At 74.0% G+C, this 22,981-nt stretch carries 22 protein-coding genes and 1 pseudogene; 14 read left to right on the top strand and 9 right to left on the bottom strand.

Annotation, left to right across the window (positions count from 1 at the left end; translation table 11 throughout):
• Positions 1–14 precede the first annotated feature (14 nt).
• From cynS to ACFWJ4_RS23410, 10 genes are all read left to right on the top strand, one after another.
• Positions 15–485 carry a cyanase gene (gene cynS, locus ACFWJ4_RS23455; protein ID WP_380546668.1) on the top strand — a complete coding sequence of 157 codons (471 nt, stop codon included), beginning with the start codon at positions 15–17 and terminating at the stop codon, positions 483–485.
• A 121-nt stretch (positions 486–606) separates the two neighbouring features.
• The gene (locus ACFWJ4_RS23450; RefSeq protein WP_380546666.1) at positions 607–1,149 is read left to right on the top strand and encodes a nucleoside deaminase; all 543 of its coding nucleotides are present in this window, start codon (positions 607–609) and stop codon (positions 1,147–1,149) included.
• Complete coding sequence (locus ACFWJ4_RS23445) at positions 1,146–1,667, top strand: AAA family ATPase (protein ID WP_380546664.1); 522 nt, start codon at positions 1,146–1,148, stop codon at positions 1,665–1,667. Before ACFWJ4_RS23450 ends, ACFWJ4_RS23445 begins: the two co-directional genes overlap by 4 nt.
• 262 nt (positions 1,668–1,929) lie before the next feature.
• Positions 1,930–3,636, top strand: coding sequence for a protein kinase (locus ACFWJ4_RS23440; protein WP_380546662.1), 1,707 nt, complete (start codon positions 1,930–1,932; stop codon positions 3,634–3,636).
• A 216-nt stretch (positions 3,637–3,852) separates the two neighbouring features.
• The gene (locus ACFWJ4_RS23435) at positions 3,853–4,422 is read left to right on the top strand and encodes a hypothetical protein (RefSeq protein WP_380546660.1); all 570 of its coding nucleotides are present in this window, start codon (positions 3,853–3,855) and stop codon (positions 4,420–4,422) included.
• Between the two features lie 121 nt (positions 4,423–4,543).
• On the top strand, positions 4,544–5,407 hold the full coding sequence (locus tag ACFWJ4_RS23430) for a S1 family peptidase (RefSeq protein ID WP_380546658.1): 864 nt from the start codon (positions 4,544–4,546) through the stop codon (positions 5,405–5,407).
• Positions 5,408–5,472: 65 nt separating this feature from the next.
• Positions 5,473–6,483: an aldo/keto reductase gene (locus tag ACFWJ4_RS23425; RefSeq protein ID WP_380546656.1), complete on the top strand. Its 1,011-nt coding sequence runs from the start codon at positions 5,473–5,475 to the stop codon at positions 6,481–6,483.
• Positions 6,484–6,589: 106 nt separating this feature from the next.
• Positions 6,590–7,414 carry a DUF4253 domain-containing protein gene (locus tag ACFWJ4_RS23420; RefSeq protein WP_380546654.1) on the top strand — a complete coding sequence of 275 codons (825 nt, stop codon included), beginning with the start codon at positions 6,590–6,592 and terminating at the stop codon, positions 7,412–7,414.
• Positions 7,415–7,632: 218 nt separating this feature from the next.
• Positions 7,633–8,892: an SLC13 family permease gene (locus ACFWJ4_RS23415; protein WP_380546721.1), complete on the top strand. Its 1,260-nt coding sequence runs from the start codon at positions 7,633–7,635 to the stop codon at positions 8,890–8,892.
• A gap of 110 nt (positions 8,893–9,002) precedes the next feature.
• On the top strand, positions 9,003–9,815 hold the full coding sequence (locus ACFWJ4_RS23410) for a DUF1963 domain-containing protein (RefSeq protein WP_380546653.1): 813 nt from the start codon (positions 9,003–9,005) through the stop codon (positions 9,813–9,815).
• A 67-nt stretch (positions 9,816–9,882) separates the two neighbouring features.
• On the opposite strand, the gene ACFWJ4_RS23405 is transcribed toward ACFWJ4_RS23410, so the two are convergent.
• From ACFWJ4_RS23405 to ACFWJ4_RS23395, 3 genes are all read right to left on the bottom strand, one after another.
• Positions 9,883–11,703, bottom strand: coding sequence for a beta-galactosidase family protein (locus ACFWJ4_RS23405; RefSeq protein WP_380546651.1), 1,821 nt, complete (start codon positions 11,701–11,703; stop codon positions 9,883–9,885).
• Positions 11,704–11,797: 94 nt separating this feature from the next.
• The gene (locus ACFWJ4_RS23400; RefSeq protein WP_359906503.1) at positions 11,798–12,271 is read right to left on the bottom strand and encodes a hypothetical protein; all 474 of its coding nucleotides are present in this window, start codon (positions 12,269–12,271) and stop codon (positions 11,798–11,800) included.
• A gap of 721 nt (positions 12,272–12,992) precedes the next feature.
• On the bottom strand, positions 12,993–13,730 hold the full coding sequence (locus tag ACFWJ4_RS23395; protein WP_380546649.1) for an MBL fold metallo-hydrolase: 738 nt from the start codon (positions 13,728–13,730) through the stop codon (positions 12,993–12,995).
• A gap of 137 nt (positions 13,731–13,867) precedes the next feature.
• Between ACFWJ4_RS23395 and ACFWJ4_RS23390 the strand changes: the two genes are divergently transcribed.
• Positions 13,868–14,713 carry a class I SAM-dependent methyltransferase gene (locus ACFWJ4_RS23390; protein ID WP_380546647.1) on the top strand — a complete coding sequence of 282 codons (846 nt, stop codon included), beginning with the start codon at positions 13,868–13,870 and terminating at the stop codon, positions 14,711–14,713.
• Between the two features lie 330 nt (positions 14,714–15,043).
• Here the strand turns inward: ACFWJ4_RS23390 and ACFWJ4_RS23385 are convergent, their stop codons facing one another.
• Complete coding sequence (locus tag ACFWJ4_RS23385; RefSeq protein ID WP_380546645.1) at positions 15,044–15,988, bottom strand: NAD-dependent epimerase/dehydratase family protein; 945 nt, start codon at positions 15,986–15,988, stop codon at positions 15,044–15,046.
• A gap of 214 nt (positions 15,989–16,202) precedes the next feature.
• Between ACFWJ4_RS23385 and ACFWJ4_RS23380 the strand changes: the two genes are divergently transcribed.
• The gene (locus ACFWJ4_RS23380) at positions 16,203–17,573 is read left to right on the top strand and encodes an ALF repeat-containing protein (protein ID WP_380546643.1); all 1,371 of its coding nucleotides are present in this window, start codon (positions 16,203–16,205) and stop codon (positions 17,571–17,573) included.
• Between the two features lie 103 nt (positions 17,574–17,676).
• On the opposite strand, the gene ACFWJ4_RS23375 is transcribed toward ACFWJ4_RS23380, so the two are convergent.
• The gene (locus ACFWJ4_RS23375; protein WP_380546641.1) at positions 17,677–17,889 is read right to left on the bottom strand and encodes a hypothetical protein; all 213 of its coding nucleotides are present in this window, start codon (positions 17,887–17,889) and stop codon (positions 17,677–17,679) included.
• Between the two features lie 171 nt (positions 17,890–18,060).
• Here ACFWJ4_RS23375 and ACFWJ4_RS23370 point away from each other — a divergent pair, with 171 nt between their 5' ends.
• Positions 18,061–18,582, top strand: coding sequence for a peptidylprolyl isomerase (locus ACFWJ4_RS23370; RefSeq protein WP_380546639.1), 522 nt, complete (start codon positions 18,061–18,063; stop codon positions 18,580–18,582).
• A 234-nt stretch (positions 18,583–18,816) separates the two neighbouring features.
• On the opposite strand, the gene ACFWJ4_RS23365 is transcribed toward ACFWJ4_RS23370, so the two are convergent.
• The 4 genes and pseudogenes from ACFWJ4_RS23365 to ACFWJ4_RS23350 all read right to left on the bottom strand — a co-directional run.
• Entirely contained in the window at positions 18,817–19,797 is a 981-nt protein-coding gene (locus ACFWJ4_RS23365) for a DUF2690 domain-containing protein (protein ID WP_380546637.1), read from the bottom strand.
• 182 nt (positions 19,798–19,979) lie between these two features.
• Positions 19,980–20,450: a hypothetical protein gene (locus tag ACFWJ4_RS23360; RefSeq protein ID WP_380546635.1), complete on the bottom strand. Its 471-nt coding sequence runs from the start codon at positions 20,448–20,450 to the stop codon at positions 19,980–19,982.
• Between the two features lie 67 nt (positions 20,451–20,517).
• Positions 20,518–20,886 carry an SH3 domain-containing protein gene (locus ACFWJ4_RS23355; RefSeq protein ID WP_380546727.1) on the bottom strand — a complete coding sequence of 123 codons (369 nt, stop codon included), beginning with the start codon at positions 20,884–20,886 and terminating at the stop codon, positions 20,518–20,520.
• Between the two features lie 329 nt (positions 20,887–21,215).
• Positions 21,216–21,374: pseudogene (locus ACFWJ4_RS23350) on the bottom strand (AAA family ATPase); the annotation flags it as partial.
• A 125-nt stretch (positions 21,375–21,499) separates the two neighbouring features.
• On the opposite strand from ACFWJ4_RS23350, the gene ACFWJ4_RS23345 reads away from it, so the two are divergent.
• Complete coding sequence (locus tag ACFWJ4_RS23345) at positions 21,500–22,759, top strand: FkbM family methyltransferase (RefSeq protein WP_380546633.1); 1,260 nt, start codon at positions 21,500–21,502, stop codon at positions 22,757–22,759.
• Positions 22,760–22,981: the final 222 nt, after the last annotated feature.

Here is a 22,981-nt window from a genome sequence, read left to right as displayed (position 1 = left end):
GAAGGACAACCGCCATGGTGCACGCCCAGTTCAACCAGAGCGCCCGCGAGGCGCTGGCCGACGCCGCCGTCGAGGCCAAGATCCGCAAGGACCTCTCCTGGAAGCGGATCGCCGAGGCCTCCGGCCTGTCGGTGGCCTTCACCACCGCCGCCGTCCTCGGCCAGCACCCGCTGCCGGAGGAGTCCGCGAAGGCCGTGGCCGAACTGCTCGGCCTGGACGAGGACGCGGCGCTGCTGCTGCAGACCGTCCCGGTCCGCGGCTCGATGCCCGACCGCATCCCCACCGACCCGACCATGTACCGCTTCTACGAGATGCTCCAGGTCTACGGCACGACCCTCAAGGCCCTGGTGCACGAGGAGTTCGGCGACGGCATCATCTCCGCGATCAACTTCAGGCTCGACGTGCGGAAGGTCGCCGACCCCGAGGGCGGCGAGCGCGCGATCATCACCCTGGACGGCAAGTACCTGCCGACCAAGCCCTTCTGACCGGCCCTTGCGGCCAAGCCCCCGCCGATCGGGAGGCGGGCCGGGACCCCCACCCCGGCCCGCCCCTTCCCCCCGTCTCTTGCCCCCGCCCCTTCCCCCCGCTCCCGCCCCGGAGGCCCTGATGGACTTCGTCCAGCGCACCATCGACATCGCCCGCCAGAACGTCACCGAGGGCGGCCGCCCGTTCGCGACCGTCATCGTCAAGGACGGCGAGATCCTCGCGGAGAGCCCCAACAGGGTCGCCCAGACCGGCGACCCCACCGCCCACGCGGAGATCCTCGCCATCCGCGAGGCCTGCACCAGGCTCGGCACCGAGCACCTGACCGGCACCACCGTCTACGTGCTCGCCCACCCCTGCCCGATGTGCCTGGGCTCGCTCTACTACTGCTCGCCCGACGAGGTGGTCTTCCTGACCACCCGCGACGCCTACGAGCCCCACTACGTCGACGACCGCAAGTACTTCGAACTGGGCACCTTCTACGACGAGTTCGCCAAGCCGTGGCAGGAGCGCAGGCTGCCGATGCGCCACGAACCGCGCGAGGACGCCGTCGAGGTGTACCGCCTCTGGCAGGAGCGCAACGGCGGCGAGCGCCGCGTGGCGGGCGCCCCGCGCCCCCAGGGCCCCGGCGGGAATGGTCAGACACGCCCTAACATCGAGCCGTGATCGTATGGCTCAACGGTACCCACGGCGCAGGCAAGACGACGACCGGCGCACTCGTGCAGCCACTGATTCCGGATGCGCGGGTGTTCGACGCCGAGAAGGTCGGCGAGACCCTCATGGACATCACGCCGGGGCTGCCCCGGACGGACAACTTCCAGCACTGGCCGCCGTGGCGGCAGCTCGTGGTCGAGACCGCCCACCGGGTACTCGACTACACCGGCGGCACCCTGGTGATGCCCATGACCGTCCTGGTCGAGCGGTACTGGCGGGAGATCAGTGCGGGCCTCGCCCGACACGCCATCCCGGTACGGCACTTCGTCCTCCACGCCGACCAGGAGACCCTCCGCGGGCGGATCGAGGGGGACACCGTCCTCGGCCCCTCCTCCTTCCGCCTCAGGCACCTCGAACCCTACGCCGAGGCGGCCCGCACCTGGCTGCACGCCGAGGCCGAGGTCGTCGACACCACCCACCTCACCCCCGCCCAGGCCGCCCGACGGATCGCGGCGGCCGTCACGCGCTGAGGCCCCACCCGCCCCGCGAACAGGCGTAGCCGGCACCGGAGAACGACCCGTCCGGACCGTCCCGGGCCCGAGGTCCCGGTTCCGGCCGGGGCCCGAGGTCCCGGCCGGGCGTCCGGCGACATGGGGACAACCGCCCTCGGGCGGGGTCTCAACCTGGTAGGTTCCCCGCGGAAGTTCAGCAGGGCGGTCGGCAGGGCGTGAGGCGATCGGCGTACCGTGTCGGCCGTCGGCCGCCGACCGCAGGCCAGTCGCTGGGGGGCGAATGCGATCGGGTGAGGTGCTGAACGGCCGCTACCGGCTGGAGAAGCGGCTGGGCGCGGGTGGGTTCGGTGTGGTCTGGAGAGCCTTCGACCCCCAGGTGCAGCGGGCCGTGGCCGTCAAGGTCGGGGTGCCCCGCTCGATGGTCGACGGTCTGCGGATGACGCGTGAGGCCAGGTTCAACGGCAACCTTCCGCATCCGCACATAGCGACCGTGTTCGACTTCGGCGAGGCCGACCGTGACGGTGAGCGCATCCTCTACCTGGTCATGGAACTCATCGACGGCGAGGCCCTGTCCGCGGTCCTCTCGCGGGGGCTCCCACCGCTGGAATCCGCCCTGGAGTGGGCCGCCCAGATCTGCAGCGCGCTTGCCGCTGCCCACGACGCGGGCGTGATCCACCGGGACATCAAACCCGCGAACGTCATGATCACCCGAGCCGGCACGGTCAAGGTGCTGGACTTCGGAATAGCCCGCCACCGGGCCGGAGTCACCCGGCTGACCGATGAGGACACCATCATCGGCTCACTGCCGTACATGGCCCCGGAACGCTGGACGAACAAGGACGTCGACGGGCGGGCCGACCTTTACGCGCTGGGCTGCGTGCTGCTGGAACTGAGCACCGGCACCCTGCCGTTCCACGGCGAGGAGTGGCAGGAGCTGTACGTCCAGCACGCGACAGCCGAGCCTCCGGCCCCGAGTTCCCTGCGGCCGGGTCTGCCGGCCGCCCTGGACGGGCTGGTGCGGGAACTGCTCGCCAAGGATCCCGCCGACCGGCCGGGCGGCGCACGGCAGGTGGAGCACCGCCTGCGTGCCATCCTCGACGACGCCGCCGCGCGTACCCGCGGGGCGACACAACGGGACGGACAGGGCCCGCGGGCCGTTCGGACCGCAGAACCCCGGGCCCCTCGGGCCCCTCGACGCAGAGCGCTCGCGGGTGCCGCGGCCGTCGCCGCCGTCGCGGCGAGTCTGCTCGCGGTGGGCGTCTGGCAGTTCCTCCCGTCCGCCGTCGGCAGGAACGTCGGGCCCGGACCGGAGCAGCCGTCCGGAAGCGGCGGCATCCCGGCCGCGGCCGGGTCCCCAGCCGTTCAGTCGAGCTCCCCGATCCCCACGCCCACTCCCACACCCACTCCCTCGCCGACCCCCACGCCGACCCCGAGCGCAGCGCCCGCGCCGGAACCGTCCTCCCTCCCGCCCGCGCCGCGACCGTCGGACCCGGGGGCCACCAGCCCGGTGGCCCCCACCGCTGCGCCGAAGCCGCCTTCACCGCCGACCGGCTGGTTCCGGTTCACCAACGCGGCCACCCGGATGTGCCTGTCCGTACCCGACGGGAGCAGACAGGCGGCCGAGGGCCTGGTGCAGGAGGACTGCGGGCGCGGGCCGGAGCAGTTCTGGCAGCTCACCGCGGAGGGGCAGGGCGGCGCCGGCCCGCTCTACTCGATCCGCAACGGCAACAGCGGCCTGTGCCTGTCGGTCGACGCCGCGCACAAGGAGGTGGGGGCGGTGATCACCCAGTATCCCTGCGGTGACGAGAGCCACCACCTCTTCCCCGACCAGTACTGGACGCTCCACTACGACCCCACCTACTACGCCTGGCAGTTGATCAGCAACAACAGCGACAAGTGCGCGGCGGTCAGGCAGGCCGGCGGCCAGCGGGAACAGGCCCTCCAACTGACCTGCGGCAGCGACGCCTGGCTTCTGTGGCGGACCTGACGGGGCCGGCCACGGGCCCGCGGGACGGCGGGGTGGCGGGACGGCGGGCCGCAAGGGACGGTGCGGCGGGCCCCGCGGGGCCTTGGACCGCGGCGCAGGCCCGGGCACGTCCCGGGCGCGGACAGCCCCGCCGTTGAGCCGGGGGCCGGGCCGGGGCCGTAGACGTGGAAGGGGCGCCCTCTGCCGGAGCGGGCGCCGCGGCGTCAGGAGGCAGGCGTGCTCAGGTTCCACGGAGCATGGCGGATCACCGTCGTCGGCAGGAGCGCCGACTTCGACCAGCGGGCCGTCGTGCGCGGCGCGTACGGGCTGCGGGTGCTGCCCGGGCGGGTCGGCGCCACCATCGAGGTGGACGAGGAGAGCTGGACGCTGTCCCTGGAACACCACCTGTGGGGCCGCAGCTGGCAGCCAAACCTGCGCACCACCCCCGGACCGGTCACCGAACACGGCGGCCTGCGCAGCCAGTTGCTCACCAGCAACGACTGCCACTGGCCGGGCAAGCCGCTCGACTACGTCAACTTCGTGCTGCGCCTGGACCAGGCCGTCACCCCGGCCGTCACCCAGGCCGTCACCCGGACCGCCGCGCCGGTGCGCGCCGCCCGTCCGCTGGAGCCGCCGATCGCCGCGCCCGTCCAGGCCGTCCGCACCTCCTCCTCGGGCTGGCCCGAGGTCGGGCCCGCGACCGAGCCCGAGCGCGAACGCGAACGCGAGCGCACCGCCCCTGAGCGCGGCACCGCCCCCGCGGCGCCGGCGGTGTCGCCGAGGGAGAGCGGGCGGCCCGCCTGGTAGCCCGACGGCGCGAGCGGGGGATACCCCCAGGTCACGGTGGCCCGCTGGCCGGGTGTTCCGGCGGGCCGGCGCCGGGTTGGCTGGAGCCGTCAGCACCAGCCGAACCGAAAGGCCGTCACCCGTGCCCTTCCGTACGACCGCCCGCACCACAGTCCGCACCACCGCCCGGGCCACCGCCCGCACCACCGTCCGGGCCGCCGCCGTCACCGCCCTGGCCGCCGCGCTCGGCGCCACCGCCATGAGCACGAGCGCCTCGGCCATCGTCAACGGCCGCGACTCCACCGAGCGCTACCCCTTCATGGCCACCCTCCCGCTGAGCGCCGAGCAACTGGCCGACGGAGCCTGCGGCGCCACCCTGATCGACCGCCAGTGGGTGCTGACCGCCGCCCACTGCGTGGTCGGCACCGAGGACACCGGCGTCACCCTCAAGGGCACCGTGCGCATCGGCAGCGCCCACCGCGACAGCGGCGGCACCGTGCGCAAGGTCGACCGCGTCGTCGTCCACCCCGGCTTCGAGTTCGGCGACGGCGCCACCCGCCCCAACCGGAACGACCTGGCCCTGGTCCGCCTGGACCGCCCCGCCCCCCAGCAACCCGTCCGCGTCGCCGAACACCCCGGCAGCCCCGGCACCCCCACCCGGCTGCTCGGCTTCGGCACCGTCGTCGACACCACCGACTACCAGCGGATGGTCTTCCCCGACCGCCTCCAGGAACTGCCCACCCGCATCGGCGCCACCACCGACTGCGCCCCCGGCTGGGCCGACCCCACCCGCCTGTGCACGCTCAGCCAGGTGCCCCGGGCCATGGCCTGCTTCGGAGACTCCGGCGGCCCCCAGATCCAGCGCGGCCGCGGCGGCCGCTGGGAACTCGTCGGCACCACCTCCGGCCCCGGCGCCCCCGGCGTGCCCTGCGCGGGCGGCCCCGGCCTGTACACCGACGTGCCCGCCTACGCCCCCTGGATCAGCGGCACCCTCGCCGCCGGCTGACGCCCGGCCCCCACCGCGCGGCTAAAGTCCCAGGTGAGAACCGTCGCGCCCGAGGAGAGCCCGCCATGCCGACCGACCCCGCCGCCACCGCGATCCCCGCCCCCGCCGCCGCGCGCCCGCACCCCGCGCGCCTCGGCCTGGGCACGGCGGCCGTCGGCCGGCCCGGCTACATCAACCTCGGGCGCGACGCCGACCTGCCCGCCGAACGCACCGTCGACGCCCTGCGCGAACGCACCCACACCCTGCTCGACGCCGCGTACGCCGCCGGCGTGCGCTACCTCGACACCGCCCGCTCCTACGGCCGCGCCGAGGAGTTCCTCGGCCAGTGGCTCGCCGAACACCCCGAGGCCGCGGCCGAGGTGACGGTCGGCAGCAAATGGGGCTACACCTACACCGCCGACTGGCAGACCGACGGAGTCGCCGCGCACGAGGTCAAGGAACACTCCACCGCCGTCTACGACCGCCAGATCCACGAGACCCGCACCCTGCTCGGCGACCACCTCGACGTCTACCTCGTCCACTCCGTCACCCCCGACAGCCCCGCCCTCACCGACCCCGCCCTGCACCGGCGCCTCGCCGGCCTCGCCGCCGAAGGCGTCCGGGTGGGCCTGTCCACCAGCGGCCCCGCCCAGGCCGACACCATCCGCCGCGCCCTCGCCGTCACCACGGACGGCCGACCGCTGTTCACCGCCGTCCAGGCCACCTGGAACCTGCTGGAGAGCTCCGCCGCCCCCGCCCTCGCCGAAGCCCACGCGGCCGGATGGCTCGTCGTCGTCAAGGAGGGCATGGCCAACGGCCGCCTCGCCGGCCGCAACGCCACCGGCCCCGACACCGCTGCGCTGCGCACCCTCGCCGACCGCACCGCCGCCACCCCCGACGCCCTCGCCCTCGCCGCGGCCACCGCCCAGCCCTGGGCCGACATCGTCCTCTCCGGCGCCGCCACCCCCGACCAGCTCGCCTCCAACCTCGCCGCCACCGGCCTCCGCCCGACCCCCGAGGACCTCGCCGCCCTCGGCGCCATGGCCGAGCCGGCCGGGGCGTACTGGCGTACGCGGGCGGGGCTGCCCTGGTCCTGAGGTGTCGTGGACGGGGGCGCCGGCCGGGGGCGCTGCGCAGGAAGTCGGCGGGGCCGACTTCTCGCGCCCCCGCCCGCTGTCGGTGCCCGCCCCTACGGTGAGCCGCATGACCGAGCACCTGGACCTCGTCGCCGCCCTCGCCGCCCTGCCCGTCGACCTGCCGCCCGGCCGTACGGTCACCGCGGACGACGGGCCCGAGCCGCTGCTGTGGATCAGCGACGCCCCCGCCCCCGCCGGGCTCTGGCGCCAGCTGCACCGCGCCCACCCGCAGACCGGGCTGTGGCCGCTGCTGCTCACCCCGCTGGACCCCGCCGGCCCCGACTACCGGCCCTGGCTGTCCGGCGAGCTGTACCCGGTCGACGCCGCCGTACCCGACCTCCACGACCCGGCCGCCCTGCTGGCCACCTGGTGGAAGCAGGTCGACGGGGACGAGGACGGGGACGGGGACGGGGAGGTGAGCGAGGACGCCGGGATCCTGGACGAAGCCCTGGCCCCCTACGGCCGCACCTGGCCCGGCCCCGCCCCCGCCGCCACCGTCCCCGACGGCGCCGCCGGCACCGAGGCCCGGGAACTGGCCGAGGTGCTGCGGTCCGTCAAGGACGCCCGCCTCGGCCTGGTGCGGGCCGACAGCGGCGCCCAGGCCCTCGCGGTGTGCGGCTGGAGCGGCCCCACGAACCACGACGACATCGCCAGGATCGCCACCGTGCTCGCCGACTGGGAACGCCGCTTCGGCGCCCAGGTCGTCGAAGTCGGCTTCGACACCCTGGAGCTGAGCGTCCCCGTGCCGCCCGCCACGCTCGCCGAGGCGCTCCCGCTGGCCGCCGAGCACACCGCCTTCTGCCCCGACCTGGTCTTCCAGGGCTCCGGCAGCCTCACCGCGTACGCCGAGGGACTGGTCGGCGCCCACCAGTGGTCCTTCTGGTGGGACTGACCTGACCTGACCTGATCCGGGGGCCGGGGGACGGGGCCGGGGGACGGGGCCGGGGGACGGGGGCCAGGCGCAGGGGTCGCTTGGGCGCGACGGACCCGGGCACGTCGACCCGCCCGGCACCCGCGGGCCACCCGTGTGGCATGCTGCGCCGGGCCGCGAACCGGGCCCGAGCACCGCCCACCCCACGGACACCCGTCCCGGCCCCCGAGGAGCACCCCCTGAACACCGCCTGCGCCGAAGCCCTGTCCGCAGGCCTGCTGATACTCGTCCTGGTCTGCGCCGTCGCCCGCCCCTGGGGCTGGCCGGAGGCCGCCGCCGCGGTGCCGGCCGCCGCCCTGCTGGTGGCGACCGGCACCGTCCCGCTGGAGCACGCCACGGCCGAGGCCGCCCGCCTCGGACCGGTGATCGGCTTCCTGGCCGCCGTCCTGGTCCTGGCCAAACTCTGCGACGACGAGGGGCTGTTCCGCGCCTGCGGGGCCTGGATGGCACGCAGCGCCGCCGGCCGCCCGCGCCGACTGCTGGTCCAGGTGTTCACCGTCGCCTCGCTGGTCACCGCGGTGCTCAGCCTGGACGCCACCGTCGTGCTCCTCACCCCCGTCGTCCTCGCCACCACCGCCCGCCTGGGCACCCGGCCCGGGCCGCACCTGTACGCCTGCGCCCACCTGTCGAACACGGCCTCGCTGCTGCTGCCGGTCTCCAACCTGACCAACCTGCTCGCCTTCACCGCCAGCGGCCTGAGCTTCGGCCGCTTCGCCGCCCTGATGACACTGCCGTGGCTGGCGGCGGTCGGCGTCGAGTACCTGGTGCTGCGCCGCTTCTTCGCCGCCGACCTGGACGCCGCCCCCACCGCGGCGCCCGAGACCGGACCGGCCCCCGCCATGCCGCTGTTCGCCCTGGCCACCGTCGGCTGCACGCTCGCCGGGTTCGTCCTCGCCTCCGCACTCGACATCGACCCGGCCTGGGCGGCGGCCGCCGGCGCCGCCGTCCTGGCCGCGCGCGCCCTGGCCCGCGGCCACGCCACCCCCGCGACGGTGGTGCGCTCGGCCGCCCTGCCGTTCCTGGCGTTCGTCCTCGCCCTGGGCATCGTGGTGCGCGCGGTCGTCGACAACGGCCTGGCCGCCGGCCTGGCCCACCTCGTCCCCGACGGCACCGCCCTGCCCGCCCTGCTCGCCACCGCCGCCCTGGCCGCCGTCCTCGCCAACGTCATCAACAACCTGCCCGCCACCCTCGCCCTGGTGCCGCTGGCCGCCCCGGCCGGGCCCGGCGCCGTCCTCGCGGTCCTGCTCGGGGTGAACATCGGCCCCAACCTCAGCTACGCCGGCTCGCTGGCCACCCTGCTGTGGCGCGGCATCGTCCGCGACCGCGGAGTACCGGTGGAGCTGCGCGAGTTCACCCGCCTGGGCCTGCTCGCCGTCCCCGCCACCCTCACCGCCGCCGTCCTGGCCCTGTGGGCCTCGCTGCGCCTGATCGGGCCCTGAGCGGCGCGGGAATCCGGCAGGCCCGACTTCCCGCGCCGCGCCGCACCCCTGCCGGCCGGCGGGGCGAATCTCCGGTGCGCCCGGGCCGTGCTCCCCGGTACCGTCCACGCGTGACCCGTAGAACCCCGCCGCGCCCCCTGAACGTCGAAGAGCTGTTTCCCGAGGTGGCCCCGTTCCGCCGGGAGGCCGTGAGGCTGCATCCACGTCGGGGCGAGCCGACGTGCCGCGACAGCTCGGTGGGCGGCCCGCTGCTCTGGCCGGCGTCGGAGCCGTGGCCGGAGTGCCCGGAGCACCCCGGGTCGCCGATGGTCGCGGTCGTCCAGATCCACCGCCGGGACGTGCTGGACCTCGTGCCCTTCCCGGAGGAACGGGACCTGCTCCAGGTGCTCTGGTGCCCGCTGCGCCACGACGGCCAGTGGGTCGTGCCGCAGGTCTGCTGGCGGTCCGTGCGGGAGGTCGGGGAGGTGCGGCCCGCGCCGCCGGTGCCGGCGGACGCCGCGTACGATCAGGTGCCGCGGCCGTGCGTCGTCCATCCGGAGCGGGTGACGGAGTACCCGAGTTGGGACCTGCCGTACGAGATCTGGGACGCCCTGGAGGACCGCTTCGAGCAGGTGGAGAGGGAGACGGGCTGGGACTACCAGTTCCACCTGTCCACCGCACCGGGCATCAAGCTGGGTGGGTTCCCCGGTTGGAGGCAGGACCCGCAGTGGCCGGTGTGCCCGGCCTGCCGGACGGCGATGGACCATCTGCTGACCGTGAGGAGCACCGAGGATCACGACTGCAGGCAGGCGTGGACTCCGGTCGAGGACCGCGACGTCCGCTGGGAGGGAACGGACCTGAGCCTCGGAGACCTGGGCGGTGTGTACCTGTTCGAGTGCCGCGCCTGCCCCGGGCGCCCGTTCACCCATCGCTTCGACGCCTGAACCCCGCGACCGGTGGTGCCGGAGAGAGGCCGGGGGCTTCCTGCGCGCGGGGGGCTTACCCGGCCGGTCAGTACTCCGAGCTGGGCGCGGCCGTGACCGGGCCGAGGTCCGGTCGGGCGCGCAACTCCAGTGCCGTGCCGTGGCGTTCGAGTTCCAGGACGACCAGTTCGTTGGCGCCGGGCCGCCACAGCGGGGCGGGGGCGTAGAGGGTGCGCTGGGGGCCGGCGGCGCAGTGGCGGCCGAGCAGGAAGCCGTTGAGCCACAGCAGCCCGCGGCCCCAGTCGGGCAGGGCGAGGAACGCGTCGGCGGGGGAGGGGAGTTCGGCGGTGAAGCGGTGGAAGGCCGGCTCGCCGTCGCCCGGCCCGCCGTGGCCCGGCCCGCCGTCGCGGGCCTCGACGTCGTCCGTGAAGCGCAGTGCGGACAGGTCGGTCAGCGGCAGCGGCCGGATCTGCCAGTCGAAGAGCCGCTGGTGGCCGTGCGAGACGCCGCGGGTGATGCCCTTGCGGTCGTCCATCTGCGGGCCGTAGTTCACCCGGCCCAGCGCCTCGACCAGGATGTCCAGCACCACCCCGTCGGGCCCGGTGGCCAGCGGCAGGGTCGCGCCGGGGGAGTTGCGCTCCAGCACCCCGAGTGGGCGCCCGTCCGCGAACACCTGCGCCCGGTCGGCCAACCCGTCGATGCGCAGCGGCAGTTCGGGGCGCGGGCCGGGCACGCGGGTGCGGTAGTGGATCAGGCCGCGGTCCTGTCCGAGTCGCTCCATCGGCAGCGGCGCCGCGTGCCGACGCGGCCGCGACAGCGCGTCCAGGGCCTGCGCCAGGGGCGCCCGCCCGTCGGCCCGTTCCAGGCGCTGCGGCGCCACCCGGGGCGGGGGGTCGGGCAGTTCGCCGTCCGGCAGGGGCAGGTGGCGGCCGATGACCTCGCGCAGGGCGTGGAACTTCTCGGTCAGCTCGCCGGCCTCGCCGATCGGCGCGTCGTAGTCGTAGCTGGTGACGGTCGGCTCGTAGCCGGCGTCCAGCGGGTGGGTGCCGGAGTGGTTGGCGCCGGACCACAGGCCGAAGCTGGTGCCGCCGTGCGCCATGTAGAGGCTGACGGAGGCGCCGGTGGCCAGCAGTTCGTCCAGCGAGGCGGCGGTCTCCTTCGGGTCGCGGACGTGGTGCGGCAGGCCCCACTGGTCGAACCAGCCGATCCAGAACTCCATGGCGGTCAGCGGGCCTTCGCCCTGGTGGCGGCGGAGCACCGCGAGGCGCTCGGGGGCACGCGAACCGAAGGTGGCGGTGGCGAGGAGGCCCGGGACCGTGCCGCCCTGCTGCATGGTGTCGTGGGCGCCGTCGGTGGTGAACAGCAGGCAGTCCACCCCGCGCCGCACCAGGCCGTCGCGCAGGTGGGCGAGGTAGGCGGCGTCGTCGCCGTAGCTGCCGTACTCGTTCTCCACCTGCATCGCCACCACCGGCCCGCCCCGGCTCGCCAGCAGCGGCAGCAGCTCGGGCACCAGCGCGTCGAACCAGCCGTCCACCTCGGCCAGGTACGCCGGGTCCGCGCAGCGCAGCCGCAGCCCGTCCACCGCCAGCAGCCGGGCCGGCAGCCCGCCGAACTCCCACTCCGCACAGATGTACGGGCCCGGGCGCAGGATCACGTCCAGCCCCAGGCCGGCGGCCAGGCGCACGAAGCGCGCCACGTCCCGCCAGCCGGTGAAGTCCACCGTGCCGTCGGGCAGTTCGTGGAAGTTCCACGGGACGTAGGTGTCCACCGTGTTCACGCCCAGCGCCCGCACCCGCCGCAGCCGGTCCTCCCACAGCTCGGGGTGCACCCGGAAGTAGTGCACCGCCCCGGCCACCACCCGGTGCGGCACCCCGTCCCGCACGAACCCGTCCGCGTCGTACCCGAGCATGCGCGCACCCGCCTTCCCGCAGGAGACCCCGGGACCTCGCGGCCCCCGGCACCGCCGAGCCTAGCGAGGAACGGGCCGCGCGGGCCGCCGCCGCTCAGGTGTCGTAGCAGCCGTCCCACGGGGCGAAGAAGCCCAGGCCGTCCGGGTAGAGCTCCAGGTGCACGCGGTCCTCCTCGTCCTCCTCGTCCTCGTCCACCTCCAGGACCAGGCCGAACAGGGCCCCCTCGAAGCGGACCTCGAAGGGGGCGATGGCGATGTCCTGGTAGTGCCGTCCCGGCAGGGCGTCCAGCCACTGCTCCAGCAGCAGCGCGGCCGCGTCGACCGCCTGCCGCTCGCCGTCCGCCGTCGTGCCGGTGGACTCGATGCGCGAGCCCAGGTGGCGGCCGGCCTCGTCGAACCGGTGCAGCACGGCGTGCCAGCGCTTCACGGCCTGCCAGTCGTCGCCGCTCCAGCCCTCGGGGAACGCCGCGACGACGGTCGCGTAGAACTGGCCGCCCTCGCACCGCCCGATGGTGTCCGTGCGGTAGTCGGGCTCGTGGCGGATCGGTATGACCTCGGGAACGTTCATGCCCCGCACCTTAGGCCCCACCTGCGACAACGCCGCCCGGCGGGGGCGCGGGCGCCGGTGTTGCGCCCGCCGGTGCGGGTGCGGTAGTCAGACGGGTCGCCACGCGCGGGGCCCGACCGACGGCTCTCCTCCTTCCGGCAGGACGCGCGAACATCACGGAGGTGGGGCCATGGACGTGCCGCGGACGATCGCCCGGCTGATGCTCCGGCTCCCTGGGCTGACCGCCGCCGCCGGTGGTCGCGACGTCGACTGGGCGGCGATCCGGGAGGGGATCGGTACCGGACTGCCGTCCGACTACCGTGAGCTGTCGACCCGCTGCCCCAGCTTCTCGGTCGACGAGTTCCTCCTCGTGTCGACGCCGGTGCCCGGGTCGGAGGCGGCGTTCGTCGCAGGCGTCCGCTCCGACCGGGAGATCATGGAGGACGACCTCCGGGAGGGGGAAATCCCGGCGGAGTACACCACCGGCGAAGGGGACGGGGCGCGGCCCGCACTGCTGGCGTGGGCGGGAACCCCGGACGGCGACGAGATCCTCTGGCACACCGCCGCCGCCGACCCCGACGCATGGCCGGTCGTGGTCCGGGGCCGCGGCGGCGGCTGGTGGTCGTACCCGGAGGGGGCCGTGTCCTTCCCGGAGGGCCTGTACGCCGGACGGATCGCCGTCCCCGGCCTGCCGGCCCCGCTGCCGTCGGGCGACAGGAGGGTCTCCTTCCACGCCTTCCAGCTACAACGGGAGCACCATGCCCTCCTCGGCCGCGATCACCTCGCCCGAGAACCGGCTCCGGGCCTCGGCGGTCGAACGCGTGCGGTCGCTGCCGGGCCAGAAGTGCGTGAGAAGCAGGCGCTCGGCCCCGGAACGGGTCGCCCACGTCCCGGCCTCCGCGGCGCTCATCAGGTGGGGGTCGCCGCCGTCGGCGGACGGGCCCTGCAGGGTGGCTCCGGCGATGAACAGATCCGCTCCCGCGGCCAGCCGGGCAAGGACGGGGTCCGCTCCCGCGTCGCCGCTGTAGGCAAGGGTCAGGCCCGGCGCGGTCAGCCGCACCCCTGCGTGCGGGACGTGATGCGGCAGCAGCGCGGCATCGAGCCGGAACGGTCCCACCCGGTGGCTCGAAGGAAGCGCGTGCACGTCGAAGACGTCGAGCAGGTCCTCGGTCGGTTCCATCGCCTGGACCCGGCCGATCACTCCGGGGGTGCAGTACAGGGGCAGGCGGGCGCCCCGCTCCTGCGCGAAGTAGCGTGCGCGGCACAGGGGACTGAGGTCGGCGCAATGGTCGGGGTGCTCATGAGTGATCACCACGGCGTCGACGTGCCCGGCGGCACAGTGCTCCAACAACCGCGGGAACGTCGCGTAGCCGAGGTCCAGCACCAGCCGGAACCCGTCGTACTCCAGCAGGAACCCGCTGGCGCTCCGCCCGGCCTCGGGCCAGGCGCCGCACGTCCCCAGTACCGTCAGTCTGCGCACCGGCCGATGCTCTCACGGGTGGTTCCACCGGCGGAACTCGAACGGTCCCGGTTCCGGCCCCGGCCCGGGCGCCCCGCCGCTGCGCCGCTGCGCCGCCCGCACGGTGATCCGCGGAAGGGCCCTGTCAGACTGCGGACATGAACGGAAAGTCGCTCGACGACGGGCTCGCCGCGAACCGCGCCCTCTGGGACGCCCGGGCCGAGGCGCACGGGACGACCCCCGACGACGTGTTCTACGACGTCGATTCGTTCCTGGCCGGGCGGCAGACGCTCCACGGGATCGAACGGGAGCTGGCCGGTGAGGTGGCCGGTCGGGACGTGCTGCATCTGCAGTGCCACTTCGGCATGGACACCCTGAGCTGGGCCCGCCTCGGTGCCCGGGTGACCGGGGTCGACTTCTCGCCGGCGGCGATCGCCCGGGCGCGTGAACTGGCCGGGCGCGCCGGTCTGGTGGCCGATTTCATCGAGGCGGACACGCAGAACCTGCCGTCCCGCCTGGCGGACGGGTTCGATCTCGTGATCGCCACCTACGGGGTGCTGTGCTGGATCGGTGACCTCGACGCGTGGATGCGCGGTGCGGCGATGGCGCTGCGGCCCGGTGGCAGGCTGGTGCTGGTCGACCTGCATCCGGCGTTCCAGACCCTGGCGAGCTACGAGCCGTTCGTGGCCGACTGGCCCTACGGCGGCGGGGAGCCCCAGCGCGAGGCCGTGACGGGTACGTACGCCGACCCGGACCTGCCGATGGCCGCGCAGGAAGTGGTGCAGTACCCGCATTCGGTGGGCGAGATCGTGACGGCGGCCGCCGGAGCGGGACTGATCGTGGACCGGCTCGCCGAACACACCGAGGCCGCGTTCGACGCACGCCGCATCCTGCCCCAGGGACCCGACGGCACCTACCGGTTCCCGTTCGGCGACTCCTATCTCCCGGTCCTCTACTCGCTGCGGGCGGTGTCACCCCCGGACCCCCGTCGGACGGCCGGGTGACCGGGTGTCCGGGTGACCGGGCGTCCGAGTGGACCGAGCGGGCCGGGGCGGGTTCGTCGACCACCCGGAGGTGTTCGCCGCAGCTGCGGATCCCGCCCCGGCAGCATCGTGGGAGAAGTCGGGAGAAAGCCGCAGGCGCGACGAACGGGCCGCCGCGGACGGCGAGTTCGCCTCCCCGTACGCCCCGTGCGCCCCGTGCGCCCCGTACGCCCCGTACGCCCCGTACGCCCCGTGCGCCCCGTTCGAGCCGTTCCCGAGGCCCGGCGGGCCGCTGATCCGGGGAGCCGCCGAGCGCGGTGACTCCCGCGCAGGCCGGTAGCCCGTGCGGTGCTACGGCTGCGCGCGCTCGCGCCACCAGGCGACCGTCGCCCGCAGTTGCTCCTCCAGCGGCGTGGCCCGCACCGCGAACGCGGCCTCGTACGCGGAGCTGTCCACCACGAACGGCCGGTCGAACTGGTAGCGCACCTCCCGCAGTTCGCGCAGCAGCGGGGAGACCAGCCCCGCCACGGCCAGCGCGGCCGCGGGCAGGCGGCGCACCGCGACCGGCCCGACGCCGGCCTCGGCGGCCAGCCGGTCGACCATCGCGCGCACCGGCAGGGGAGGGGCGGTGGGCACGTGCCAGGCCCGGCCCCAGGCCCGCTCCTCGCCGGCGATCTCGGCCATCGCCCGGGCCACGTCCGGCAGGTAGGTCCAGCTGTGCGCGGTGTCCGGGTCGCCGAGGGTGGCGACCGGGCGGCCCTTCAGCAGACCGGGCATCACCCGCGCCGCCAGGTGGCCGCCGTCGGTGACCCCGGGGCCGAAGAAGTCCGAGGCCCGCACCTCCACCGCCCGGATCCGCCCGGCCTCGTGCAGCGCCCGCGCCTGCTCCCAGGCCGCCGCCCGTACCCGCCCCTTGGGGCCGGTCGCGGCGAGCGGCAGGTCCTCGGTCATCGGGCCGGCCACCGGCCCGTAGCCGTACAGGTTGCCGAGCAGGACCAGCACCGCGCCGCTGTCCTCGGCCGCCGCGCACAGCGAGGCGGTCAGCGCCGGCCACAGCCGCGCCCACTGCGGCAGCGGCGGCGCGGCGCAGCCGTGGACGGCGGCGGCACCGCGGGCGGCCGGTGCCAGCTGTGCGGGGTCGCTCGCGTCCAGGGCGAGGTGTTCGACGCCGGGGACGGCCGGCCCGGCGGGGCGCCCGGTGCGGGTGGCGACCCGGACCTCGTGGCCCTGTTCGGCCAGCAGGCGGGCGGTGGCGGCCCCGGCGGGCCCGTGTCCGACGACCAGGTGGAAGCTCATCCGTCAGAGCCTAGCGGCGGCCTCCGACCGGCAGGGGGCGCGGTGCGGTCCTTCGCGGCCCGGTGCCGGATGGGGGGAAGTCGGACAGATCGGTGCAGGTCAGGGCAGGTCGGTGCAGGTCGAGGACCGGCACATATTCAGTATGCCGATCGTAGAAGTGGATCTATGCTGTGGGTCGTTCATGATCCCTTCACACGAAGCAGGTTTGCTCTCGATGAAGCTGCCCCGGGTGTCCGCCGTCGTCGCCGCCGCGGTCCTGGCCCCCGCTGTCCTCTTCCCCTCCACGGCCTCCGCCTCCGACGCCCCGAAGCCGATCGGCCTCTCCGGTCCCGACACCGGCTCGGACTCCGCCAAGGACGCCGCCCCCGGGGACGGCGACGGACAGGAGCAGCGCGACCGCGCCGAGGTCAAGCGCATCCTCGCCGACCCGAAGAGCGGCTTCGGCGTGCGCGAGGCCGCCGAGAAGGCCCTCAAGGGCGGCGCCGCCGAGCTGCGCCACTTCCTGGAGGTCGAGCTCGACGAGCAGCGCAGGATCGACGACCAGGTCAGGACCTCCCAGATCTACAGCACCGGCGGCCCGGCCGTGAAGGCCGCCGCCAGGGCCGCCCTCAACAGCGGCGACGACGCCATCGCCGAGTTCCTGAAGACCGGCCAGTACGTCGCCCGCGCCGAGGACGAGGACCGCGCCAAGGTCGAGGCCCTCCTCAAGGACCCGAAGAGCGGCCGCGGCGTGCGCGAAGGCGCCGAGAAGGCCCTCAAGGGCGGCGCCGCCGAGCTGCGCCACTTCCTGACCGCCGAGCTGCCCAGGCTGCGCGCCGACGACAACCGGGTCAAGCTCTCCCAGCTCATGGACCAGGGCGGCAAGGCCGTGCGCGAGGCGGCCGGCAAGGCCCTGGACGCCGGCACCGACGAGGCCGTCGAGGCCTTCCTCAACGAGGGCTTCGCCAAGGCCCAGTTCGAGGACGACCGGGTCGAGGTGCTGCGCATCATCGCCGACAAGGAGACCGGCCCGGCCACCGCCGCGGCCGCCCAGAAGGCCCTGGACGGCAACGCCGAGGCCGTGCGGCGCTTCCTGACCGTCGAGCTGCCCGCCCTGCGCGAGAGCGACAACCGGGTGAAGGTCTCCCAGATCATCGAGACCGGCGGCCCCGCGGTGAAGAAGGCCGCCCTGGCCGCCTCCGAGGGCAGCTACGCGGACATCCTGGCCTTCCTCAAGGACGGCTGGGCCAAGGCCAGGGCCGAGGACGAGGCCGCGGCGACCAAGCCGGGCAACGGCGCCGGTACGGGCACGGGCACGGGCAACGGCACCGGTACGGGCACCGACGGGTCCGGGCAGCAGCCGCAGACCGTCCAGCCCGCCGGCCTCAACCAGACCAACACCACCGGCACCGGCGGCACCACCGGCACCACGACCGGCACCCGTACGGGCAACGGCACCACGGGCAGCACCGGCACCACCGGCTCCGGCGCGCTCGCCGCCACCGGCAGCGACGGGCTCGGCTGGGAGGCCGGCGGCGCCGCCGCGGCCCTCGCCGCGGGCGCGGCGCTGGTCGTGGCCGCCCGCCGCCGCTCCACCGAGAGCTGACACCCCCTCGCGTCCCCGGTCGCCGCACACCCCCGGCGGCCGGGGACGCGCCGCGTCCCGGGCGGGCCCGCCCGTTCGTCGTCGCCCGTCCCCGCCCGGCGGCTCAGCAGCCGTCCCCGCCGTCCCCGCCGTCCGCACCGCCGTTCCCCACCCGGCGGGGCCGCTGGCGCTGGTAGCTGCGCACCGCCTTCCCGGCGCCGAGGGTGAGGGCCGCGACCACTCGGGTCCAGCGCGGCCCGCCGCGGTCGGCCCACACCACGCAGCCGCACCCCGCGACGACCAGGACCAGCACTCCCACCAGAACCGCACCGACCATCACGACCACCCGTCTTTCGCCCGACGTCCTGTTACGTCTGACGTCCGGATCGTCCCACCCGGTTCGGCCGTGGGGGCGGGGGCTGTGCCAGGATGCGGTAGCCGAACGGCCCAGGTCACCGCACCGGGCCGCACGGGCCCCACCCGCCAGCCGTACCCGAGGAGTCACCCAGTGGCCGCTGCCCGGTTCGCCACCCTGCACACCACGGCGGGTCCGATCCGCCTGGAGCTGTTCCCGTTCCACGCGCCGAAGACGGTCCGCAACTTCGCCGAACTCGCCGAGGGCACCCGGGAGTACACCGACCCGCGTACCGGCGGGCCGGGCCAGGGCCCGTACTACGACGGCACGCTCTTCCACCGGGTGATCGCGGGCTTCATGATCCAGGGCGGCGACCCGACCGGCACAGGCGCCGGCGGCCCGGGCTACTCCTTCGCGGACGAGTTCCACCCGGAGCTGTTCTTCACCAAGCCGTACCTGCTCGCGATGGCCAACGCCGGCCCGGGCACCAACGGCTCGCAGTTCTTCATCACGGTGGGCACGCCCGCCCACCTCAACCGCAAGCACACCATCTTCGGCCAGGTCGCCGACGCCGCCTCCAGGGCCGTGGTCGACGCCATCGCCACCACCCCCACCGAGGCCGACCGCCCGGTCGAGGACGTGGTGATCACCTCCGTCGAGATCGAGCACGCCTGACCCGGTGACCGCCGATCCGTCAGCCGCCGGCCGATTCTCCCGAACGCTGTCCGCCGGGGTTCGCATCCGTTCCGGCCCTCGGCGGAGATCGTCATGCGGCGCTGGACCGTCAGCGGGTGATCCAGGGCCGCAGCACGGCTTGACGAGTGCAGCCGCGCACTGCTGAGAGCACAGTCCCTGTACCGCTCCGGACGGCCCGTTCGGGCGCTGCCCGAGGCGGCTCTCCGGCGGCCGTCACAGCCTGGGCAGGCATTGGGTGACAGCGTCCGCTCTGACGGTCCCGTTCGCGACGACAACCGTCGTGTGCGCTTCGACGCAGCCCATCCCGGTGAGGAGGAGGTCGGCGTAGCTCTGGTCGATGTGCCCGAGATGGAACTCGGTGTACGTGCCGTCGTTCGTCCGAAGCGAGCGTGTGGTGACGGTGCCCTGATTGGGCTGGGAAAAGACGTGCTCGGCCGGGTCGAAGCGCGACCAGGCGCCTGAGCAGCGAGCGGAGTATCGAAGGGTTACGGTGCCGAGGACGGTTCCGGTGGGCCGAAGTCGCCCGTCGATGGTGGCGTCCTGGGGAAGGACGACGGGGACCTGGTCGAGGTTGGTCGCGTCGTCGGAGCAGTGGTACGGCTTGGGGTCGGTGCCGTCCTGGACCGTGAGGTGTGCGGCCTCGTCCGTCGTCTTCGTTCGACTGGGCGTCGCGACGAGCGAGTACAGAAGGACGCAGTTCGCGGCCACCGAGACGGTGATGACGGTACGTGTCAGAAGTACCCTGGGGCGGCGTTGAAGGAGACGCTGCAGGAGATGTCGAAAGCCCGTGGCAACCGGCTGTTGCTCCGGCGTTTCGGCGTCCCTGTGGTCCTCGCTCGCCGCATGCCCGGTCCTCGGCTCCCGGGAGGTCTCCGGCGCAGGCCGGGTCTCGTCGGGCAGGGGCCGATCAGCCCGGTCGTTGGCCTCGTGCCGGGCGGCCTGCCATCGCTCGCGCCACTCGGCGAGTTCGGCGGTCGTCGCTCCGCACGCCGAGGCGTAGGCCAGGGTGACGTCCAGCGAGGGCAGTGAGCGCCCCGAGGCTGCGCGGGCGAGCGTGGCGGCCGAGAAGTGGGTCGCCCTGGCGAGCTGTCGGTACGGGGGTTCCCCGGCCTGAATCCGCGCCGCTCGGAGGTCTGCGGCGAACCGCTCGGCCACTCCCCGTGCGGGATCGAGCGGAGTCTCGCGTCGTCCCATCAGCCGTCCCCCTGTCGTGACCGAGGGTTGTCGCACGCCCCGGGTCTCTCCGCACCCGGGACATGCGACAACTCCGCTACGTGGCCGCCTCGTTGCTTCCAGGGTATCGGTGGAGGGCATCGAAGGTGCCGCCGTCGGCGCGAGCGGACGGCCGTCGGCGGCACACGCTCACTCGCCGGCCGCTACGGCGCGCACATGGCCCACTCCGGCATGTTCCGGCTCGCCGAGACCCCTGCCTGGTTCGCCTCGGCCTCGTAGACCTCGTCGCCGTTGGCGAAGACCCGCGCCCACGCGCCCGCATTGTCCGCGGGGGAGTGGATCGTGCCGGAGGTGAGGATCGGCGTGGCGGCGCACTTCAATCCGTTGAAGGCGTTCTTGGCGTTGTAGACACCGGTCATCTCCCAGCCGGTTTCGGGGCGGAGCGAGACGACCCGGGCCCAGTTGTTGCCGCTGCACGAGTCGTACCAGAGCTGGACGTATCCGAAGTCCCAACTGGCCTGCCCGGTCGCGGTGTTCTTCAGCGGCACGGACACCACCACCGAGTTCCCACAGGCCGTGGCCGCCGAGGTGGGCGTGCTCGTGGCTGCGACGGTGATCGAGGTGAACAGTGCCAGAGCGGCACCTGCCGTCGTGATGCGGCGGAGAAGCGGCATGGTTCTCTCCTTGTCCGTTGAGGTTTCGCCGAGGTCCGTCCGTCGAGTCGCGGAACTGCCCTTGCGGTCAGCAGTCCATGGGGGTCCACCACATGGACACCAGGCCACCCTTCACCCAGCCGACCCTGCCGTTCGTCTCCAGGTAGTACCAGGCCTCGCCGGCACCGTTGACGGTCCTGCAGCGGACCCACGCGCCGTCACCCGCGCGGGCCTCGCCGACCACGTCGCACATCGTGCTCTGGCCGCTGCGGATGTTCGTGGGATCCCCTTCGATCCGGCCGGGATCGTGCGAGTCGTTCCCCGGGTGCCAGCCGCACCAACCGGGCTCGGAGAGCGGCTGTGCCGGCTCCGCTGACGCCGGTCCCGCGGACAGCATGAAGCCGCCCGCGAGCGCGATGGCCCCGATGATGCCGATCTTCCTCCTGGCAGTGCGCATGACGTGTCCTCCCGAGCTCTGGATGCGGTGGAGTCCGGGCGTCCACCAGGGCCGCCCGGTAGAGACAGGAAGCCACGAGCAGGCGTTGTCGGGTACGGATCCGCACTCGGGTGAGACAAAACGACACGCGGCCGAGGGTGTTCCGCAGACCGCTCACCCCTGGCGCGTACGGGTCGATGCGACAAACCGAGACCACCGCAGTCCGAGGCCGCGCCGTTGTCCTCCTCCTGGTGGGCGTTCTCGCAGCCGCTCTCATCGTGCGCGCACCGGCCCTCGGCAACCAGCTCGACCAGCCGATCGTGCAACTCGGCGACGACCGGGGCCTCCTTCTCGAAGTAGGTGTCCTCCGGGTAGTCGACGCCGTATCGACCGTGCCGCGCGTGGACGACCTCGTCCACCGACAGCCGTACGGCCCCCTGCGGCTCCAGCTCCCGCCGGGCGTGGGCGGTCTTCCCCGAGCCCGTGATCCCCACCAGCAGGAACACCATCGGGGCGCTCTCGGTCACCGCCAACTCCCCTCACCACCACCAGCGTTCACTGGCCAGTCTGCCACCACCGTCCGCCCCGGGAGCGCTGTTCCTCCCGCGCCACCACCTGAAGGAGAGCCCACCCCGTGTCCGCCTCCGTACTCGCCCGCGCACTGCGGGCCTACGTCCGCCACGCACCCGGCACCGTGGGAAAGGCGCCGCTCGTCGGCCGCTTCCTCGACGCGCACCTGCGAACCCACCCTGTCCACACCGCCGTCCGGCTGCGGTCCGGCGACGCGGTCACCGTCACCACCAGCGACGTCATCCAGCGCTACCAGTACCTCTTCGGCGAGTGGGAGCCGAACCTGAGCGCCTTCCTGCGCGACCGCCTCCGGCCCGGGGACACCCTCATCGACGGCGGAGCCCACCGCGGCGCCTTCAGCCTCCTGGCCTCCCACGCCGTCGGCCGCCTCGGCCGCGTCGTCGCCATCGAACCCTCCCTCCAGTTCCACGACGCCCTGACCGCGGCCGCCACCGCCAACCGCCGCACCAACATCCGGGCCGTCTGCTCCGCCATCTCCGACATCCACGGCACCCTGACGCTCCACCTGGAGGACCCGACCAACCTCGGCCACACCACCGCCGTCCGTCCCCGCCACGTCCACACGGCCTTCCAGACGCCCACCGCGCGCCTGATCGCTCTGGTCAGCCAGGCCGAACTCGCGGGCACCCGCGTCATCAAGATCGACGTCGAAGGAGCCGAGGCGGCAGCGATCCGAGGATTGTTGCCCGCTCTCCCGCACCTGCGTGAGGATGCAGAGCTCGTCGTGGAAGCCACCCCGCAGCTCCTGGCCAAGCAGGGCGAGAGCGCCGTCGGCATCATCGACGCCCTGCGCGAACACGGCTTCCATGCGTACACGCTCACCAACGACTACGACCCGGCCGTGATGAACAGCCGCAACGCGGTCAGCGTGATCGTCCACGACAAGGACACCGACACGGTCGCCGCCGTGCTGTACGCCGCCCGAAACTGGTCCCCGCAGCCGGCCTGGACCGTCCCCGGCGGCAAGGCCGAGCCCGGCGAAGCCCTCGACGAGGCCGCCGCCCGCGAGCTCAAAGAGGAGACCGGTCTGCTCACCGACCCGGCAGATCTCATCCTTGTCCACGTCATCCACGTCGAGCAGGGCTGGGACCAGGCCGGGCAGTTCGTCCTCTTCGTCTTCGCCACAGAGAGGTGGACCGGCGAACTTACCAACACCGAACCGGACAAGCACCTGGCCGCTCAGTGGGTCGCTGTGGACTGCCTTCCCGAGCCTGCGTTTCCGACCGCCACGCAGGCCCTGGCCGCGTACCGGGAGGGAGGCCCCTCCTTCTCCCGCTACGGATGGTCGGCAACCACGGCATGAGGGACTGGAGCGGATCGTCATGGCGATCATGGGCTGGCCCTCGACCTCGATGGCCCAGCGCTACCAGCACGTCACCGGGCCGATGCCGAACGAGGTCGGCAGGAAGATCGGTGGGTTGCTCCGGGCTGAGGTAGCGGTCGATGAGTGCCAGTAACCGGGCGCCGTCTGGGCTCGCCATGTTCCGAAGGCCACGTCCGGGTCCTCGACCGCATGGTCGAGGAC

This window comes from Kitasatospora sp. NPDC127067 (assembly GCF_042724755.1).
GTDB classification, from domain to species: domain Bacteria; phylum Actinomycetota; class Actinomycetes; order Streptomycetales; family Streptomycetaceae; genus Kitasatospora; species Kitasatospora lactacystinica.
Note: the sequence above shows the minus strand (reverse complement) of the source record. Positions and strands in the feature narration are given on the sequence as shown.

Excerpts from the sequence above, each read along its gene's own strand:
- cynS (WP_380546668.1), top strand. The coding sequence starts at position 15 with ATGGTGCACGCCCAGTTCAACCAGAGCGCCCGCGAGGCGCTGGCCGAC.
- ACFWJ4_RS23450 (WP_380546666.1), top strand. The coding sequence starts at position 607 with ATGGACTTCGTCCAGCGCACCATCGACATCGCCCGCCAGAACGTCACC.
- ACFWJ4_RS23440 (WP_380546662.1), top strand. The coding sequence starts at position 1,930 with ATGCGATCGGGTGAGGTGCTGAACGGCCGCTACCGGCTGGAGAAGCGG.
- ACFWJ4_RS23425 (WP_380546656.1), top strand. The coding sequence starts at position 5,473 with ATGCCGACCGACCCCGCCGCCACCGCGATCCCCGCCCCCGCCGCCGCG.
- ACFWJ4_RS23420 (WP_380546654.1), top strand. The coding sequence starts at position 6,590 with ATGACCGAGCACCTGGACCTCGTCGCCGCCCTCGCCGCCCTGCCCGTC.
- ACFWJ4_RS23405 (WP_380546651.1), bottom strand. The coding sequence starts at position 11,703 with ATGCTCGGGTACGACGCGGACGGGTTCGTGCGGGACGGGGTGCCGCAC.
- ACFWJ4_RS23400 (WP_359906503.1), bottom strand. The coding sequence starts at position 12,271 with ATGAACGTTCCCGAGGTCATACCGATCCGCCACGAGCCCGACTACCGC.
- ACFWJ4_RS23390 (WP_380546647.1), top strand. The coding sequence starts at position 13,868 with ATGAACGGAAAGTCGCTCGACGACGGGCTCGCCGCGAACCGCGCCCTC.
- ACFWJ4_RS23385 (WP_380546645.1), bottom strand. The coding sequence starts at position 15,988 with ATGAGCTTCCACCTGGTCGTCGGACACGGGCCCGCCGGGGCCGCCACC.
- ACFWJ4_RS23380 (WP_380546643.1), top strand. The coding sequence starts at position 16,203 with ATGAAGCTGCCCCGGGTGTCCGCCGTCGTCGCCGCCGCGGTCCTGGCC.
- ACFWJ4_RS23375 (WP_380546641.1), bottom strand. The coding sequence starts at position 17,889 with ATGGTCGGTGCGGTTCTGGTGGGAGTGCTGGTCCTGGTCGTCGCGGGG.
- ACFWJ4_RS23365 (WP_380546637.1), bottom strand. The coding sequence starts at position 19,797 with ATGGGACGACGCGAGACTCCGCTCGATCCCGCACGGGGAGTGGCCGAG.
- ACFWJ4_RS23360 (WP_380546635.1), bottom strand. The coding sequence starts at position 20,450 with ATGCCGCTTCTCCGCCGCATCACGACGGCAGGTGCCGCTCTGGCACTG.
- ACFWJ4_RS23355 (WP_380546727.1), bottom strand. The coding sequence starts at position 20,886 with ATGCGCACTGCCAGGAGGAAGATCGGCATCATCGGGGCCATCGCGCTC.